Origin of the sequence: Xanthomonas phaseoli pv. dieffenbachiae, assembly GCF_008639345.1 — a bacterium.
Lineage (GTDB): Bacteria > Pseudomonadota > Gammaproteobacteria > Xanthomonadales > Xanthomonadaceae > Xanthomonas > Xanthomonas phaseoli.
This window is the reverse complement of the sequence record NZ_CP041380.1, coordinates 2,735,063-2,751,311: the sequence shown is the minus strand read 5'-3', so window position 1 is coordinate 2,751,311 and position 16,249 is coordinate 2,735,063. Positions and strand designations below refer to the sequence as shown.

Sequence of the window (16,249 nt, the reverse complement as noted above, 5' to 3'; positions counted from 1 at the left end):
CGGCCCTGCTCGCCAAAACTTGAGCACCACGTTCCAAAGCGGGGCGCTCACCACAGCGCATCGCGCAGCCGATACCAGCTCATCGCCGCCACCAGCAGCGGGGTCCGCAGCCGCTGCCCGCCGGGGAACGGGCGGTGCGGAATGCGTTCGAACACGTCCAGGCGCCGGCTCTGGCCGGCGATGGCCTCGGCAATGACCTGGCCGGCCAGCCCGGTGGCCGCGACGCCGTGCCCGGAAAAGCCCTGTGCGAAGTACAGGTTGGGCGCCAGCCGGCCCCAGTGCGGCGCACGGTTGCGCGAGATGTCCACGTAGCCACCCCACAGCGTTTCCAGCGGCACATCGTGCAGCTGTGGGAACACCGTGTGCATGCGCTGGGTCATCAGGCGCTGCAAGCCCGCAGGCGGACGCGAGGAGTAACTGGCGCGCCCGCCGAACAGCAAACGGTGATCGGCACTGAGCCGATAGTAATCCAGTGCCCAGTTGGTATCGGCCACCGCCATGTCGTTGGCGATCAGGGCGCGTGCACGCGCCTGGCCCAGCGGTGGCGTGGCGCCGACATAGGTGCCGACCGGCATGATGCGTTGTTCCAGCGTCGGGGCGATGCCGCGCAGCAGGGCGTTGCCGGCGATCACACCGAACGCGGCGGTCACGTTGCCGTGGACGGTATGCATCACCACGCGCTCCCCGGGCTGCTGCCTGGTCACGGCCGAGTCTTCGTAGATGCGCACGCCGGCGGCCAGCGCGGCTCGCGCCAGGCCCAACGCATAGGCCAGCGGCTGCAGATGGCCGCTGGCGGGGTCGAACATGGCACCCAGGTATAGCGGGCTGTCCAGCACCTGGCGGGTCCGTGCGCGGTCCCACCATTGCAGCGGGTAGTCGTAGCGTTCGGCCATGCGCACGATGCCCTGTTGCAGCGCCCGCACCTGACGCGGCTTCAGCGGTACATGCGCGTGGCCGTCGCGCCAGTCGCAGGCGATGGCATGACGCGCGATACGCTCGCGCAGCAGGCGCATGCCGTCGCGCGAAAAATCGAACAACAGGCGAGCATCGTCGTTGCCGACCAGCGCTTCCAGCGTTTCCTGCTCGCACCCGTAGCCAACGATGGCCTGGCCGCCATTGCGCCCGGACGCCCCCCAGCCCACGCGCCGGGCTTCCAGCACGATGACGGCGTAACCGGCCTCGGCCAGCGCCAGCGCGGCGGCAAGGCCGGTATAGCCACCGCCGAGAATGCAGACGTCGGCGTGCTCGGCGCCTTGCAGGCGCGGTTGTTGTGGCAGGGCCGGCGTGCTGCGTGCGTACCAGCTGTCCGGATACCCGTTGCCCGGTGAATCGCCGTGCGGCAGTGGCGCGTGCGGGTAGGCCATCACACGGTGCGCAGGTACCGCGCGTAATCCAGGTCGGGGACCTGCGCCTGGTAGTCGAGCAGCTCGCGTTGCTTCTGCTGGCCGAATACGTGCTGGAACTGCGTGCCGAACTGTTCGGCGATGAAGTCGCTGCCGAGGAACGCATCCACCGCGCCTTGCCAGCTGCGCGGGATGAACGCCGACTGCGCGTACGCATTGCCGGTGACCGGCGCGGTGGGTTCGGCCGGCTGCCGCAGGCCGTCCAGCATCGCCGCCAGCACGGCTGCAGCGGCCAGATACGGGTTGGCATCGGCGCCGGCAATGCGGTGTTCGATCCGGGTATTGTGCGCATCGCTGTGCGGGATGCGCAGCGCCACGGTACGGTTGTTGAAGCCCCAGCTCGCATCCAGCGGCACGAACGCATTGCTGACGAAGCGGCGATAGCTGTTGGCATGCGGGGCGAACATCAAGAGCGAGGCGTCGGCATGCCGCTGCAGCCCGGCGATGGCGTGGCGTAGCGGCTGCGCAGGCACGTCGGCGGCACTGGCCAGCACGTTGTGCCCGGCGGCATCGAGCAGGCTCACATGCAGATGCAGGCCGCTGCCGGCCTGGCCGGGGAAAGGCTTGGCCATGAAACTGGCCAGCTTGCCCTGCTGCTGCGCAATGGCTTTGATGGTGCGCTTGAGCAACATCGCCTCGTCGCAGGCGGCCACTGCATCGGCACGGTGTTGCAGATTGATTTCGAACTGGCCGGGCGCGTACTCGGCCACGGCGGTGTCGGCCGGAATGCCTTGCTGCCGGCACGCGGCGGTGACCGCATCGGTGAAGCCGCGCTGGTCGTCCAGGTCCTGCAGCGAATACACCTGCGTGCTGTCGCTGCGTTCACCGGTGATCGGGTCGCGCGGGGTCTGCGGTCGCCCCTGTGCATCGGCGACCGCATCGAACAGATAGAACTCCAGTTCCACTGCGATGACCGGGGTCAGGCCGAGTGCGCCAAACCCCTGCAGCACGCGCTGCAACACTGCACGCGGGGCAACGTCGAACAGCCCGCCTTCGGGGGTATGCATCGCCAACAGCAGGTGCGCCATCGGCCGTGGCGCCCAGGGCACCGGGCGTAGCGAGCCTTCGATCGGCCGGCAGATGCGGTCGGCGTCGCCGATCGCATAGCCAAGCCCGGTTTCTTCCACCGTGTTGCCGGTGATGTCGGTGGCGATCAGCGACATCGGCAGGCACACACCGTCGCGATATACCTTGCCCAGCGCATCGGCGGTCACCCGCTTGCCGCGCAGCACGCCATTGGTGTCGGGCAATAACAGGTCGACAGACTCGCACCCGGCGATGCGAGAGAGGGTATCTGCATCGGCAGCGGGCAGGGAGGCGATGGAGTTCTCGGAAGCCATGGGCAACACCTGCGAAGTCGCCGCGCAGCGTAGCAAAGCGCGCGTGAGTAATCGCAAGCGCAGTGGCGCGCTTGGCAATGCCGGCAGTGGCGCGGTAACGTCGAGCGTATCGACGTTCCACCGAACGTATCGGATTTTCGCGCATGGCTGTCGTTCCGCTGGTCGGCCTGCCGACCGATCGCATCCTGCAAGGGCCTCATCCGTTCCTGGCCGCCGGCGAGAAGTACATCCGCGCGGTGGTCGAGGCAGCCGCCGCGATGCCGGTGCTGTTGCCCAGCCTGCAGCCGGCATTGGATGCGGGCGCGTGGCTGGAGCGGCTGGATGGGCTGTTGTTGACCGGAGCGGTCAGCAATGTGGAGCCGCATCACTACAGCGACGAGCCCAGCTGGGAAGGCAACCCGCACGATCCGGCGCGCGATGCCACCAGCCTTGCGCTGATCCCGCAGGCGCTTGCGCTTGGACTGCCGGTGCTGGCGATCTGCCGCGGGCTGCAGGAGGTCAACGTGGCGCTGGGCGGGCGCCTGCATCAGCGCGTGCACGACGTGCCCGGCCTGGCCGATCACCGGGAAGACCGCAGCACACCCGTAGACGCGCAATATGGCCCCGCGCATGTGGTGCACCTGCATCCCGGCGGCTGGCTGGCGGGCATGAGCGATAGCGCCCAGGTATGGGTCAATTCCCTGCACGGGCAGGGCATTGCCGCACTGGCTCAGGGCCTGCTGGTCGAAGCTACCGCGCCGGACGGCCTGATCGAAGCATTCCGCGGCCCGGGCCCCGGCTTTCTGCTGGCGGTGCAGTGGCATCCGGAATGGCGTGTCACACAGCATCCGTTCTACCGTGCCATCTTTCAGGCCTTCGGCGAGGCCTGTCGCCAATACGCCGCGCGACGCGGCAAGTGAGGTTGCATGTCCATCCGCACACGTTCGCGCAAAACCACGTCCACGCAGCCGGAGAGCGCGCTGCGCCGCTGGCTGAAAGAGCGCAGCATCACCGAGGTGGAATGCCTGGTGCCGGACATCACCGGCAACGCGCGCGGCAAGATCATTCCTGCCGACAAGTTCTCGCATGACTACGGGACGCGCCTGCCGGAAGGCATCTTCGCCACCACCGTGACCGGCGATTTCCCCGACGATTATTACGCGCTGACCTCACCGTCGGATTCGGACATGCATCTGCGCCCGGATGCCAGCACCGTGCGCATGGTGCCATGGGCGGCCGACCCCACCGCGCAGGTCATCCACGACTGCTATACCAAGGATGGTCAGCCGCACGAACTTGCCCCGCGCAACGTGCTGCGCCGCGTGCTGGACGCCTACGCCCAGGCCAAGCTGCAACCGGTGGTGGCGCCGGAGCTGGAATTCTTCCTGGTGCAGAAAAACACCGACCCCGACTTCCCGCTGCTGCCGCCGGCAGGGCGCTCCGGGCGCCCGGAAACCGCACGGCAGTCGTATTCGATCGATGCGGTCAACGAGTTCGACCCCATCCTGGACCTGATGTACGACTATTGCGATGCGATGGAGCTGGACGTGGACACGCTGATCCACGAATCCGGCGCCGCGCAGTTGGAAGTCAACTTCACCCATGCCGACCCGATGTCGCGCGCGGACCAGGTGTTCCTGTTCAAGCGCACCATGCGCGAAGCCGCGCTGCGGCACGGTGTGTATGCCACGTTCCTGGCCAAACCCATGGAAACCGAGCCAGGCAGTGCGATGCATATCCACCAGAGCCTGCTGCATGCCGGCACCGGCAAGAACGTGTTCAGCGGCAAGCGCGAGGGCGGTTTCAGCTATACGTTCGCGCATTATCTGGGCGGCTTGCAGAAATACATTCCGATGGCGATGGGCCTGCTGGCACCCAACGTCAATTCATACCGGCGGTTGATGTTCGGCGAGGTGTCGCCGAGCAATGTGCTGTGGGGCTTCGACAACCGCACCTGCGGGCTGCGCGTGCCCATCGATGCGCCACAGAACATGCGGGTGGAAAGCCGCTTCGCCGGCTCCGACGCCAACCCGTATCTGGCGATGGCCGCGACGCTGGCGTGCGGGTTATTGGGCATTGGCGAAAAGCTCGAACCGACCGCGCCGATCAGCAGCAATGGCAAGGAGCAAGGCTACGATTTGCCGCGCTCGCTGGGCGAGGCGCTGGATGAGCTGGAAGGCTGCGAGGCGTTGCAAGAGATGTTGGGGTGGCGGTTCGTGCGTGCCTACATCTCGGTGAAGCGGAAGGAATACGAAACGTTTTTCCGGGTCATCAGTTCGTGGGAACGGGAGTTCTTGTTGTTGAACGTGTGAGCGGCGTGATTGAGGCCGGTGCCGGGCGCTTCCCTTGTTCCGTCGAGAGCCCAGGTTTTTCCCTTCTCCCGCCGGGACATTGTCCTCCTTTATGGGGGAGAAGGTGCCCGAAGGGCGATGAGGGTACGGCGCTGGGCGATGTTGAGGCGTGGCGTGATCAGTGCTTGCGCGTTTTTTGGGGGGCAAATTTTAAGCATAGCTTTCACGTTTCTTTGGAATTGTTCTGGATAGTTGAGCCAAAAGCAGGGCTTTCACGCCCTTCGGGCGCGAGTTACTTTTTCTTTAGCTTGTGCAAAGAAAAAGTAACCAAAAAGAAAGCACACCCCGTCCTCGCGCCCTGCGCGCCTTCGGCGCTGCGGGTGCGCAAGTCCGGCAGAAATTTTTGTAAGGGACATCCATGTCCCTTACAAAAACGTTGCGCATCCATGCGCGCCGCCCTTCGGGTCGTATCTGCCGGCCTTGCCGCTGCGGTATGGGGCCCCGGAAAAGCGTAAGCAAAGCAAAGCAGGACAAGGCAGAGCAGGGCAATGCAATGCAGGGCAAGCGCTGCCTTGCGCAACGCACGGAGGTGCGGCGATGCCATGTGCAGGCCAGGCAGTGCTGGGCAGGATGCCGAAAGTGCGGTCGAAATGTGCAGGCCGTTTACGTCGCCAGATGTTTCCTTCTTCCATCGGGACATTGGCCTCCTTCATGGAGCGAAGGTGCGCGAGGGGCGGATGAGGGCGACGTCGGTGGCAGGGCAAGTTCTTGCGGCCCACCTGTGCATCGGGCGTGCAAGGAAGTGGCGGGGCGTTTTGCAAGGCCGTCCACGGTCCGGCGACAGGGCCTGGGTATGCTTGTAACCCCTCACGCGCGGAGCAGGTCGTGGATCCTTCGGTGCTCAAGGCGTTGCAGCAGCTCGATGCCGCCCATCATCTGCATCCGTTCAACGACAACGCGGCACTGGCGCAGAAGGGTACGCGCATCCTGACGCGCGGTGAGGGCATGTACGTGTGGGATGCCGATGGCAACCAGTTGCTGGATGCGTTCGGCGGATTGTGGTGCGTCAATGTCGGCTATGGGCGCAAGGAACTGGCGCAGGCCGCGGCGCGGCAGATGGAGCAGCTGGCGTACTACAACAGCTTCTTCCAGTGCACCACCGAACCCACCATCCAGCTGGCGGCCAAGCTGGCGGAGTTGGCGCCGGGCGATTTGAATCATGCGTTCTTCGCCAACTCCGGATCGGAGGCCAACGACACCATCCTGCGCCTGGTGCGGCATTTCTGGACCGTGCAGGGGCAGCCGCAAAAATGCATCTTCATCGGCCGCCATGATGGCTATCACGGCACCACCATGGCCGGCGCCAGCCTGGGCGGCATGAAGGGAATGCACCAGCAGGGCGGGTTGCCGATTGCCGATATCCACCATATCGCACCGCCATATCACTTCGGCGATGGCGGGGGGATGGATCCGGAGGACTACGGGGTGCTGGCGGCGCGTCGTCTGGAAGACAAGATTCTGCAGCTCGGGCCGGATCACGTCGCCGCTTTTATCGGCGAGCCGATCATGGGCGCGATCGGCGCCTACATCCCTCCGCGCAGTTACTGGCCGGAAATCGAGCGGATTTGCCGGCGCTACGACGTCCTGCTGGTTGCCGACGAAGTGATCTGCGGCTTCGGCCGCACCGGCGAGTGGTTCGGTGCGGAGTATTTCGGCTTCCAGCCCGACGTGATGACCCTGGCCAAGGGCATCACCTCCGGCTACATCCCGCTGGCGGCGGCGATGTTCAACGACCGCGTGGCCGGTGTGCTCAAGAGCCAAGGCGGCGAGCTGGCGCACGGTGGCACCTATGCCGGGCACCCGGTGTGCGCGGCGGTGGCGCTGGAAAACCTGCGCCTGCTGCAGGACGAGGGCATTGTGGAGACCGCGCGCACGCAGGTTGCGCCTTACCTGGCGCAGCGCTGGGCCGCGCTGGGCGAGCATCGGTTGGTGGGCGAGGCACGCATCGCCGGGTTGGTCGGGGCGCTGGAACTGGTGCCGGACAAACAGCGTCGCGGTGCGTATTTCCCGGGGCGCGGGCGGGTCGGGGCGCTGTGCCGCGATTTCGCGCTGCGCCGCGGGCTGATCCTGCGCGCGACCTACGATGCCATGCTGCTGTCGCCACCGTTGATCATCACCCGCGCGCAGGTCGACGAACTGTTCGACAAGGCCTGGGCCGCGCTGGACGACACTGCGCAGGCGCTGGGCCGATAGCTCCCGCACAACCGGTTCCACCGCACCGCAGCGGGCCGCGACGAGGACGAGGACGACCAAGCATGCGCACACATCGGTGCCATCGCGGCGGCTGCCGCGCTCGCCAGCCGGCAAGGCCTGTCTGTGCCGGCCTCGCTGCGCTGGGCAAATCCGGGCGTGGTGGGTAGGCTGGGAAGAGCCCGGATTCGACACCGGCCGCCCCATCGCGCTGCCTGGAGACCCACATGACGCTGCGACTGCTCGCCCTGACGCTGCCCATCACCCTGTTGTCCGGCTGCGGCGGCGCTGGCGCGCCCGGCAAGACCGACGCGCAGGCCAAGGTGCTCAACGTCTACAACTATTCCGATTACATCGCCGAAGACACCATTCCCGCGTTCGAAAAGAGCACCGGCATCAAGGTCACCTACGACGTCTTCGACAGCGACGAAATGGTGGAAACCAAGCTGCTGGCCGGCGGCAGCGACTACGACGTGGTGGTGCCCACGCTGAATTTCTTCGGCCGGCAGATCCAGGCCGGCGTCTTCCTGCCGCTGGACAAGAGCAAGATTCCCAATCTGGTCAATCTGGATCCGGACGTGATGCGCCGCATCGCCGCGCAAGACCCGAACAACGCCTATGGCGTGCCGTACATGATCGGCACCACCGGCATCGGCTACAACGTCGACAAGCTCAAGGCCATCTTCGGCAATACCGACGTCGCCAACAGCTGGGACCTGGTGTTCAAGCCGGAGAATCTGTCCAAACTCAAGGACTGTGGCGTGACCATCCTGGACACGCCGTCGGACATGATTCCGATTGCGCTCAATTATCTCGGGCTCGATCCGCACAGCACGGCGCCGGCCGAGATCGAAAAAGCTGCCGCGCTGATCAAGGCCATTCGCCCGTACGTGCAGAACTTCCACTCCAGCCAGTACGTGACCTCGCTGGCCAACGGCAATACCTGCCTGGCGGTGGGCTGGTCGGGCGACATCATCCAGGCGCGCGACCGTGCCGTGGAAGCCGGCAACAACATCAAGGTGGCCTACGCCATTCCGAAGGAAGGTGCGCCGCAGTGGTTCGACATGCTGGCCATTCCCAAGGACGCCAAGCACCCGGACAACGCCTATGCCTTCATCAATTATCTGTTGAAGCCGGACGTGGCCGCGGCCAATACCAATTTCATCCATTACGCCAACCCGGTGCGCACCGCCACGCCGTTGGTGGATGCGGCGATTCGCAACGACCCCACCATCTACCCGCCGCCGGAAGTGACCGCCAAGATGTTCACCTACGCGATCAATCCGCCGGAAGTGGACCGGCTGTACACGCGGCTGTGGACCGAGATCAAGACCGGGCATTGAGCTGCGGCGTTGACGGCGGGTGCTGCGCTCGAGCGCCGTGCTGCCTGGTACGACGGCCCATTCCGCGTGCCCAGCGCACGGCGTCGGGACGGCACCATCGGGACCTGGTAGGCCGATGGCCGGCCGACCGGGTCATCACGCAATCTGTACCGGGCAGTTCAAATAATTGTATGGTTGCGCCGCCGTTGCCGACGCCGCCGAGACGGCCGCTGCGTGGCGCGCCTCGCCCATCACACAGGACGCATCCTTTTGAGTAACCACGACCATCAGTCCAATGACGGCCAGTCCTCGGCCACGGATGCGCAGGGCGCAGGCGCGCGAGACGAGCAGGAGGCGCCCAAGCCCTCGCCGTTGAAGAACCCCAGGGTGAAGTGGACGCTGATCCTGGTCGGGGTGCTGGTGCTGATCCTGCTGGTGGTATGGCTGGCCTATTACCTGATCAAGGGCCGCTACATGCAGGACACCAACAACGCCTATCTGCAGGCCGATTCGGTGGCTGTGGCACCGCGCGTCAGCGGCTACGTGACCAAGGTGCTGGTGAGCGACAACCAGATCGTGGAGGCCGGCCAGCCCTTGCTGCAGATCGACGACCGCACCTACCAGGCCACCCTGCAGCAGGCCGAAGCCGCCATTGCCGCACGTCAGGCCGATATCGTCGCTGCTACTGCCAATGTCTCCGCGCAGGAATCGGCGCTGCTGCAGGCGCGCACCCAGGTGACCGCGGCCGCTGCCAGCCTCAAGTTCGCCCAGGCCGAAGTGAAGCGCTTCGCACCGTTGGCCGCCTCCGGCGCGGACACCCACGAACACCAGGAAAGCCTGCAGCACGACCTGGCGCGCGCGCGCGCCCAGTACGACGCCGCGCAGGCGCAGGCCAAGGCCGGCGAGAGCCAGATCCAGGCCAGCCGCGCGCAACTGGAACAGGCGCAGGCCGGCGTGAAACAGGCCACCGCCGATGCCGACCAGGCGCGGGTGGCGGTGGAAGACACCCGTCTGACCAGCCGTATCCACGGCCGGGTTGGCGACAAGACCGTGCAGGTGGGCCAGTTCCTCGGCGCCGGCACCCGCACCATGACCATCGTGCCGCAGGAATCGCTGTATCTGGTTGCCAATTTCAAGGAAACCCAGGTCGGCCTGATGCGTCCCGGCCAGCCGGCCGAGATCGAGGTCGATGCGCTTTCGGGCGTAAAACTGCACGGCAAGGTCGAGAGCCTGTCGCCGGGCACCGGCTCGCAGTTCGCATTGCTGCCGCCGGAAAACGCCACCGGCAATTTCACCAAGGTGGTACAGCGCGTTCCGGTGCGCATTCGTGTGCTGGCCGGTGAAGAGGCGCGCAAGGTGCTGGTGCCGGGCATGTCGGTGGAGGTCACCGTGGACACGCGTTCGGCCAAGGACGCCAAGCAGCGTGCCGAAGAAGAGTCCGACCGCGTGCAGGAGCAGGAGCGCGCGCGATGAGTGCAGCGGCCGCCACCGGCCCGCGTGCCGGCGGCAGCGCCCAGCGCGAGAAGGCCGAGCCGGGCGCCTGGCTGGCGGTGCTGGCCGGCACCATCGGCTCGTTCATGGCGACGCTGGATATTTCCATCGTCAACGCCGCGCTGCCCACCATCCAGGGCGAGGTCGGCGCCAGCGGCACCGAAGGTACCTGGATTTCCACTGCCTACCTGGTGGCCGAGATCATCATGATCCCGCTGACCGGCTGGTTCGTGCGCACGCTGGGCCTGCGCAATTTCCTGCTGATCTGTGCAGTGATGTTCACCGCGTTCTCGGTGGTGTGCGGGCTGTCGACATCGCTGTCGATGATGATCATCGGCCGCGTCGGGCAGGGCCTGGCCGGTGGCGCGCTGATTCCGACTGCGCTGACCATCGTCGCCACGCGGTTGCCGCCCAGCCAGCAGACCATGGGCACCGCCTTGTTCGGCATGACCGTGATCATGGGCCCGGTGATCGGCCCGCTGCTTGGCGGCTGGTTGACCGAAAATGTCAGCTGGCACTACGCGTTTTTCATCAACGTGCCGATCTGCGTCGGCCTGGTGGCGTTGTTGCTGCTCGGCCTCAGGCATGAAAAGGGCGATTGGGCCGGTCTGCTCAATGCCGATTGGTTGGGCATCTACGGGTTGACGGCCGGCCTGGGCGGGCTGACCGTGGTGCTGGAAGAAGGCCAGCGCGAGCGCTGGTTCGAGTCCAGCGAGATCAATACGCTGAGCCTGATGGCGCTGAGCGGATTCATCGCCCTGGTGATCAGCCAGTTCCGGCGGCGCCCTCCGGTGATCCGGCTGTCGCTGCTGCTGCAGCGCAGCTTCGGCGCGGTCTTCATCATGGTGATGGCGGTGGGCATGATCCTGTTCGGCGTCATGTACATGATTCCGCAGTTCCTGGCGGTCATCTCCGGCTACAACACCGAGCAGGCCGGATACGTGTTGCTGCTGTCTGGCCTGCCGACCGTGTTGCTGATGCCGATGATGCCCAAGCTGCTGGAAACGGTGGACGTGCGCATCCTGGTGATAGCCGGGCTGATCTGCTTTGCCGCTGCCTGCTTCGTCAATCTGTCGCTGACTGCCGACACCGTGGGCACGCACTTCGTCGCCGGGCAGCTGCTGCAGGGCTGCGGCCTGGCATTGGCGATGATGTCGCTCAACCAGGCGGCGATCTCGTCGGTGCCGCCGGAATTGGCGGGCGATGCCTCGGGCCTGTTCAACGCCGGCCGCAACCTGGGCGGTTCGGTCGGGCTGGCGCTGATCTCCACCTTTCAGGAGCGCCGCATGACCTTCCACACCGAAACCATCGGCAGCTCGATCACCGCCAACGCCAGCCGCGCGCAGGAGGCGCTGGCCGGCCTGACCGCACAGATGCAGGGCAGCGCCGGCGGCGAGGCCGCCGCCCGCTCGATCGCCCAGTTCGCCCGCGTCGTGCAACAGCAGGCCCTGGTGATGACCTATAGCGATCTGTTCTGGATCTTCGGCGTGATCGTGGTCTGCACGATTCCGCTGGCCTTTTTGCTCAAGCCGTTACCCAAGGGGGCGCACCTTGCAATGCACTGATTCCATGCGCCTGATTCGCATGCCGCTGGCTGCGGCGTTGAGCACGCTGCTGCTTGGCGGCTGTATGCTCGGCCCCAACTACACCAAGCCGCCAGCGGTTGCCGACGCGGCGATGCAAGCACCCACCCTGCATCGCGCCAGCGGCGCGGACGTGGTCGCCGCCGCACCGTTGAACCATTGGTGGGAGGAACTGCACGACCCGCTCCTGACCCAGTTGGTCACCCAGGCATTGGCCGATAGCCCCAACCTGCGCGCGGCGCAGGCGCGATTGCGCGCCAACCGCGCGCTGGCCCAGCAACGCCGCGCCGAACGCTTGCCCAAACTCAACGCCAGCGCGGTGTATGCCTACGCCGAGCCGCCGCAAACCATCGTCGATACGCTCGGCGGGCTGCAACAGGGCCAACCCGGCCAACCGCCGGCGGCCGGCAGCCAGGCGCTGGATCTGGAAAAGACCGAGATCTACAGCGCCGGTTTCGATGCCAGCTGGGAGCTGGATTTCTTCGGCCGCCGCCGTCGCGCCGCCGAAGGCGCGCTGGCGCAGGCACAGGCCTCCGAAGCCGAGCTGGCCGATGCGCAGGTGCAGCTGGCCGCCGAAGTCGGGCAGGTTTATCTCAATTACCGCGGCTTGCAGGCGCGGCTGGCCATTGCCGATGCCAACCTGGACAAGATCCGACAGTCGCTGCAGCTGGTACAGCAACGCCGCGGGCAGGGCGTTGCCTCGGACCTGCAGGTCGAGCAGATCGCCACCCAGGTGCAGCAGCAGCAAGCCCAGCGCCTGCCGCTGGAAATGCAATCGCAAGAAGCGCTGGACCAGCTAGCGTTGATGGTCGGGCGCGAGCCCGGTGCGCTGGATGCGCAGCTCAGCGCGCCGCAGCCCTTGCCGATGCTGCCGACACAGGTACGCGTGGACGATGCCGGCGCGTTGATCCGGCGGCGCCCGGACGTGCGCAAGGCCGAGCGCGAGCTGGCCGCCTCCAGCGCGCAGATCGGCGAGGCGTTGAACGGCTACTTCCCGCAGGTGAGTCTGCTGGGGGGGCTGAGCTGGGTCGCCGGCTCGCCGAGCGATTTCAATTCCGATGCGCGGACCACGTTGGCGGTGCCGATGCTGCGCTGGTCGATCTTCGATTTCGGCAAGACCCGCGCGCAGGTGGAGCAGGCGCGCGCCGGCAATGCCGGTCGTACCGCAGCATACGAAGGGACCGTGCTGGCTGCGTTGCAGGATGCCAATTCGGCATTGGCGCGCTTCGGTTCGGCACGCAGGCAACTGGTGGTCGCACGCCAGGCCGAAGCCTCGGCCACGCGCTCGGCCGGGCTGATGCAGCAGCGTCGCGATGCCGGTGCCACCTCATCGATCGATCTGCTGGATGTGCAGCGCCAGCAGTTGTCGGCGCAGGACGCCGCCGCGCAGGCGCAGGTGCAGTTGCTGGTGAATTACGTGGCCCTGCAGAAGAGCCTGGGGCTGGGCTGGAGCGAACCGGCGCAGGCCGCGCGCTGAGAGTAGGCAAGGCAATCTGTGACGCGCCAGCCCATGCGGCGGCCGCGTCCGGGTTTTGCCATCATGGTCGGCAGTCGCCGTTGTGGCGTACGCATTGCGCAATCGAGAGGTTCAATGGCATCCCCCGAGGCCACTCCGCAACCCCACTTCACCGCTGGCGACAGCGGCTACCTGAGCATCGACGCGGTTCGCAAGGAGTTTGACGGCTTCGTTGCGGTCGACGAGGTCAGCCTGCAGATTCGCAAGGGCGAGATCTTCGCATTGCTCGGTGGTTCCGGCAGCGGCAAATCCACGCTGTTGCGCTGCCTTGCCGGGTTCGAGCGGCCGACCAAGGGGCGCATCGTCCTGGATGGTCAACCCATCGATGCGCTGCCGCCGTACGAACGCCCGATCAACATGATGTTCCAGTCGTACGCGCTGTTTCCGCATATGAGCGTGGAGCAGAACATCGCCTTCGGGCTGAAGCAGGAAGGCTTGCCCAAGGCTGCGATCGCCACCCGCGTTGGTGAGATGCTCGAGCTGGTGCGCCTTGGCGCGCTGGCCAAGCGCAAGCCGCACCAGCTCTCCGGTGGGCAGCAGCAACGCGTGGCGCTGGCGCGCTCGCTGGCCAAGCGCCCCAAGCTGCTGTTGCTGGACGAACCGATGGGGGCGCTGGATAAAAAACTGCGCTCGCAGATGCAGCTGGAACTGGTCAACATCATCGAAACCTCCGGCGTGACCTGCGTCATGGTCACCCACGATCAGGAAGAGGCCATGACCATGGCCACCCGAATCGCGCTGATGGACCAGGGCTGGATCCAGCAGGTCGGCACGCCCGATGAAATCTACGAACAGCCGGCCAACCGGTTTGCGGCCGAGTTCATCGGCTCGGTCAATCTGATCGAGTCAATCATCGTCGAAGACCAGCCGCAATACGTCACCTTGAAGACGCCTGCGTTCGATGCCTGCATCCGCATCGGCCACGGCATCACCGGCTTCGAAGGGCAGGCGGTGGCGTTCGCGTTGCGCCCGGAAAAGCTTGCGATCGGCAAGGACGAGCCGGCGCAGGCCTGCAACAAGGCGCGTGGCGTGATCGAAGACATCGCCTATTTCGGCAGCCATTCGGTGTACCACGTGCGCTTGCCCAGCGGAGTCAAGCTGATGGCCAATTTCGCCAATCGCCAGCGCTGGGCCAGCGAAGCGCTGACCTGGGGCGACACCGTGTGGGTAGGGTGGGGCGAAGACGACGGCGTGGTGCTCACCGCATGAAGCGCGTGTTCGTACGCGGGTTGCCGGGCGCACGCTGGGGCGTGATCGCCGCACCGTATCTGTGGCTGCTGGTGTTCTTCGCGATTCCGTTCTTGATCGTGCTGAAGATTTCCTTCGCCGAGCGCGCCACCGCGATGCCGCCGTATACGCCGCTATTGGCGGTTGCGGCAGACGGTGCGGTGAGCCTCAAACTGCATCTGGGCAACTATCTGGCCTTGCTGCGCGATAGCCAGTACGTGGCTGCGTACCTGAGTTCGATCAAGATTGCGGCCATCTCCACTGCACTGGCGCTGTTGATCGGCTACCCGATGGCCTACGTGATCGCGCGACTGCCGCTGGCCACGCGCAACGTGGCGATGATGCTGGTGGTGCTGCCGTCGTGGACGTCGTTCTTGATCCGCGTGTACGCGTGGATCGGCATTCTCGATGGCAATGGGGTGCTCAATCAGGCGCTGTTGGCGTTGGGCGTGATCAAGCAACCATTGCAGTTGCTGTACACGCCGATCGCCGCCTACATCGGCATCGTGTACTGCTACCTGCCGTTCATGGTGTTGCCGCTGTACGCCAACCTGGTCAAGCACGATCAGCGCCTGCTCGAAGCGGCTTACGATCTGGGCGCGCGGCCATGGCAGGCATTCGTGCGCATCACCTTGCCGCTTTCGCGCAACGGCATCGTGGCCGGCTGCATGCTGGTGATGATTCCGGCGGTGGGCGAATTCGTCATCCCGGAAATGCTGGGCGGGCCGAACACCTTGATGATCGGGCGCGTGCTGTGGGGCGAGTTCTTCAATAACCGCGACTGGCCGGTGGCCGCGGCCGTGGCCACGGTGATGCTGGTGTTGTTGTTGCTGCCGATCGTGATCTTCCACCGCTACCAGCAGCGTGAGCTGGAAGGGCGGCTGACATGATGCGCGCTTCGCGCGGTGGGCGCCTGCTCGGCGGCAGCGTGCTCGCACTGGGTTTCGGCTTCTTGTACCTGCCGATCCTGTTGTTGATGGTGTACTCGTTCAATGCCTCGCGCTTGGCAACGGTGTGGGGTGGGTTTTCGACCAAGTGGTACGGCGAATTGGTGCGCGACCGGCAATTGCTCGACGCGGCCTGGGTCAGCCTGGAGGTGGCGTTCTGGACAGCGTGCGCATCGACGGTGCTGGGCACGATGGCGGCCATGGCGATGGTGCTCATGCGGCGTTTTCCCGGCAAAACCCTGTTCGGCGCACTGATCACCGCGCCATTGGTGATGCCCGAAGTCATCATTGGTCTGTCGATCCTGCTGTTGCTGGTGTCGATGGGAGGCGTGCTCGGCATCGCGCCGCGCGGTGCGGTGGCGATCTGGGTAGCGCATGTCACCTTCACCGTATCGTTCGTGACCGTGGTGATTTCTTCGCGGCTGCAGGAACTGGACCGCTCGCTAGAAGAAGCTGCGATGGATCTCGGTGCCACGCCGTTGAAGGTGTTTTTCCAGATCACCTTGCCGATCATCGCGCCGGCCCTGGCATCGGGCTGGCTGCTGGCCTTTACGCTGTCGCTGGACGATGTGGTGATTGCCAGCTTCCTGGCCGGGCCCAGTTCCACCACCTTGCCGATCAAGGTGTTTTCGTCGGTGCGCCTGGGCATCAGCCCGAAGATCAATGCGCTGGCCACGGTGATGGTGCTGGCAGTGTCGGTGGCCGCGCTGATCGGCTGGTGGCTGCTGTCGCGCAGCGAAAAACGCCGCCTGCGCGATGCGCAACTGGCCTTGCAACGCGAAGGCTGAGCGCGCAGCAGGCTGGGCACGAGGTGCAGATGCGTACGCGGGCAGGTGGACTTTCGGCAGAACTGCCTTGGAAACCAATGCGGCTGCACGCACCAAGTGGCTGACGGCCACG

At 65.7% G+C, this 16,249-nt stretch carries 13 protein-coding genes; 10 read left to right on the top strand and 3 right to left on the bottom strand.

Annotated elements, in window-relative coordinates:
• Positions 1 to 47: 47 nt before the first annotated feature.
• Complete coding sequence (locus FLG15_RS12585) at positions 48 to 1,367, bottom strand: NAD(P)/FAD-dependent oxidoreductase (protein WP_170922318.1); 1,320 nt, start codon at positions 1,365 to 1,367, stop codon at positions 48 to 50.
• A complete protein-coding gene (locus FLG15_RS12580; RefSeq protein WP_057687080.1) occupies positions 1,364 to 2,743 on the bottom strand; it encodes a glutamine synthetase family protein in 1,380 nt (459 codons plus the stop codon). The genes FLG15_RS12585 and FLG15_RS12580 overlap by 4 nt, the downstream gene beginning before the upstream one ends.
• Before the next feature lie 143 nt (positions 2,744 to 2,886).
• Between FLG15_RS12580 and FLG15_RS12575 the strand changes: the two genes are divergently transcribed.
• Together FLG15_RS12575 and FLG15_RS12570 are read left to right on the top strand one after the other, a co-directional pair.
• Positions 2,887 to 3,642: a gamma-glutamyl-gamma-aminobutyrate hydrolase family protein gene (locus tag FLG15_RS12575; RefSeq protein ID WP_057680103.1), complete on the top strand. Its 756-nt coding sequence runs from the start codon at positions 2,887 to 2,889 to the stop codon at positions 3,640 to 3,642.
• 6 nt (positions 3,643 to 3,648) lie between these two features.
• Complete coding sequence (locus tag FLG15_RS12570) at positions 3,649 to 5,034, top strand: glutamine synthetase family protein (protein ID WP_150146458.1); 1,386 nt, start codon at positions 3,649 to 3,651, stop codon at positions 5,032 to 5,034.
• A 271-nt stretch (positions 5,035 to 5,305) separates the two neighbouring features.
• Here the strand turns inward: FLG15_RS12570 and FLG15_RS12560 are convergent, their stop codons facing one another.
• Complete coding sequence (locus tag FLG15_RS12560) at positions 5,306 to 5,713, bottom strand: hypothetical protein (protein ID WP_209227612.1); 408 nt, start codon at positions 5,711 to 5,713, stop codon at positions 5,306 to 5,308.
• Between the two features lie 185 nt (positions 5,714 to 5,898).
• Between FLG15_RS12560 and FLG15_RS12555 the strand changes: the two genes are divergently transcribed.
• The 8 genes from FLG15_RS12555 (at position 5,899) to FLG15_RS12520 (ending at position 16,137) form a co-directional block, all read left to right on the top strand.
• Complete coding sequence (locus tag FLG15_RS12555) at positions 5,899 to 7,266, top strand: aspartate aminotransferase family protein (RefSeq protein ID WP_150146450.1); 1,368 nt, start codon at positions 5,899 to 5,901, stop codon at positions 7,264 to 7,266.
• Positions 7,267 to 7,490: 224 nt separating this feature from the next.
• Complete coding sequence (locus FLG15_RS12550) at positions 7,491 to 8,606, top strand: polyamine ABC transporter substrate-binding protein (RefSeq protein ID WP_057677911.1); 1,116 nt, start codon at positions 7,491 to 7,493, stop codon at positions 8,604 to 8,606.
• A 249-nt stretch (positions 8,607 to 8,855) separates the two neighbouring features.
• A complete protein-coding gene (locus FLG15_RS12545) occupies positions 8,856 to 10,058 on the top strand; it encodes an HlyD family secretion protein (RefSeq protein ID WP_057677910.1) in 1,203 nt (400 codons plus the stop codon).
• A complete protein-coding gene (locus FLG15_RS12540; RefSeq protein WP_017156184.1) occupies positions 10,055 to 11,641 on the top strand; it encodes an MDR family MFS transporter in 1,587 nt (528 codons plus the stop codon). The genes FLG15_RS12545 and FLG15_RS12540 overlap by 4 nt, the downstream gene beginning before the upstream one ends.
• 4 nt (positions 11,642 to 11,645) lie before the next feature.
• Entirely contained in the window at positions 11,646 to 13,136 is a 1,491-nt protein-coding gene (locus FLG15_RS12535; protein ID WP_209228166.1) for an efflux transporter outer membrane subunit, read from the top strand.
• Positions 13,137 to 13,250: 114 nt separating this feature from the next.
• On the top strand, positions 13,251 to 14,384 hold the full coding sequence (locus tag FLG15_RS12530; protein ID WP_057677908.1) for an ABC transporter ATP-binding protein: 1,134 nt from the start codon (positions 13,251 to 13,253) through the stop codon (positions 14,382 to 14,384).
• Positions 14,381 to 15,292, top strand: coding sequence for an ABC transporter permease subunit (locus FLG15_RS12525; RefSeq protein ID WP_150146444.1), 912 nt, complete (start codon positions 14,381 to 14,383; stop codon positions 15,290 to 15,292). Before FLG15_RS12530 ends, FLG15_RS12525 begins: the two co-directional genes overlap by 4 nt.
• Positions 15,289 to 16,137, top strand: coding sequence for an ABC transporter permease subunit (locus FLG15_RS12520; protein WP_057677907.1), 849 nt, complete (start codon positions 15,289 to 15,291; stop codon positions 16,135 to 16,137). The genes FLG15_RS12525 and FLG15_RS12520 overlap by 4 nt, the downstream gene beginning before the upstream one ends.
• The last annotated feature ends 112 nt before the right edge of the window (positions 16,138 to 16,249 follow it).

Excerpts from the sequence above, each read along its gene's own strand:
- FLG15_RS12520 (WP_057677907.1), top strand. The coding sequence starts at position 15,289 with ATGATGCGCGCTTCGCGCGGTGGGCGCCTGCTCGGCGGCAGCGTGCTC.
- FLG15_RS12550 (WP_057677911.1), top strand. The coding sequence starts at position 7,491 with ATGACGCTGCGACTGCTCGCCCTGACGCTGCCCATCACCCTGTTGTCC.
- FLG15_RS12575 (WP_057680103.1), top strand. The coding sequence starts at position 2,887 with ATGGCTGTCGTTCCGCTGGTCGGCCTGCCGACCGATCGCATCCTGCAA.
- FLG15_RS12540 (WP_017156184.1), top strand. The coding sequence starts at position 10,055 with ATGAGTGCAGCGGCCGCCACCGGCCCGCGTGCCGGCGGCAGCGCCCAG.
- FLG15_RS12580 (WP_057687080.1), bottom strand. The coding sequence starts at position 2,743 with ATGGCTTCCGAGAACTCCATCGCCTCCCTGCCCGCTGCCGATGCAGAT.
- FLG15_RS12530 (WP_057677908.1), top strand. The coding sequence starts at position 13,251 with ATGGCATCCCCCGAGGCCACTCCGCAACCCCACTTCACCGCTGGCGAC.
- FLG15_RS12525 (WP_150146444.1), top strand. The coding sequence starts at position 14,381 with ATGAAGCGCGTGTTCGTACGCGGGTTGCCGGGCGCACGCTGGGGCGTG.
- FLG15_RS12535 (WP_209228166.1), top strand. The coding sequence starts at position 11,646 with ATGCGCCTGATTCGCATGCCGCTGGCTGCGGCGTTGAGCACGCTGCTG.
- FLG15_RS12560 (WP_209227612.1), bottom strand. The coding sequence starts at position 5,713 with ATGTCCCGATGGAAGAAGGAAACATCTGGCGACGTAAACGGCCTGCAC.
- FLG15_RS12570 (WP_150146458.1), top strand. The coding sequence starts at position 3,649 with ATGTCCATCCGCACACGTTCGCGCAAAACCACGTCCACGCAGCCGGAG.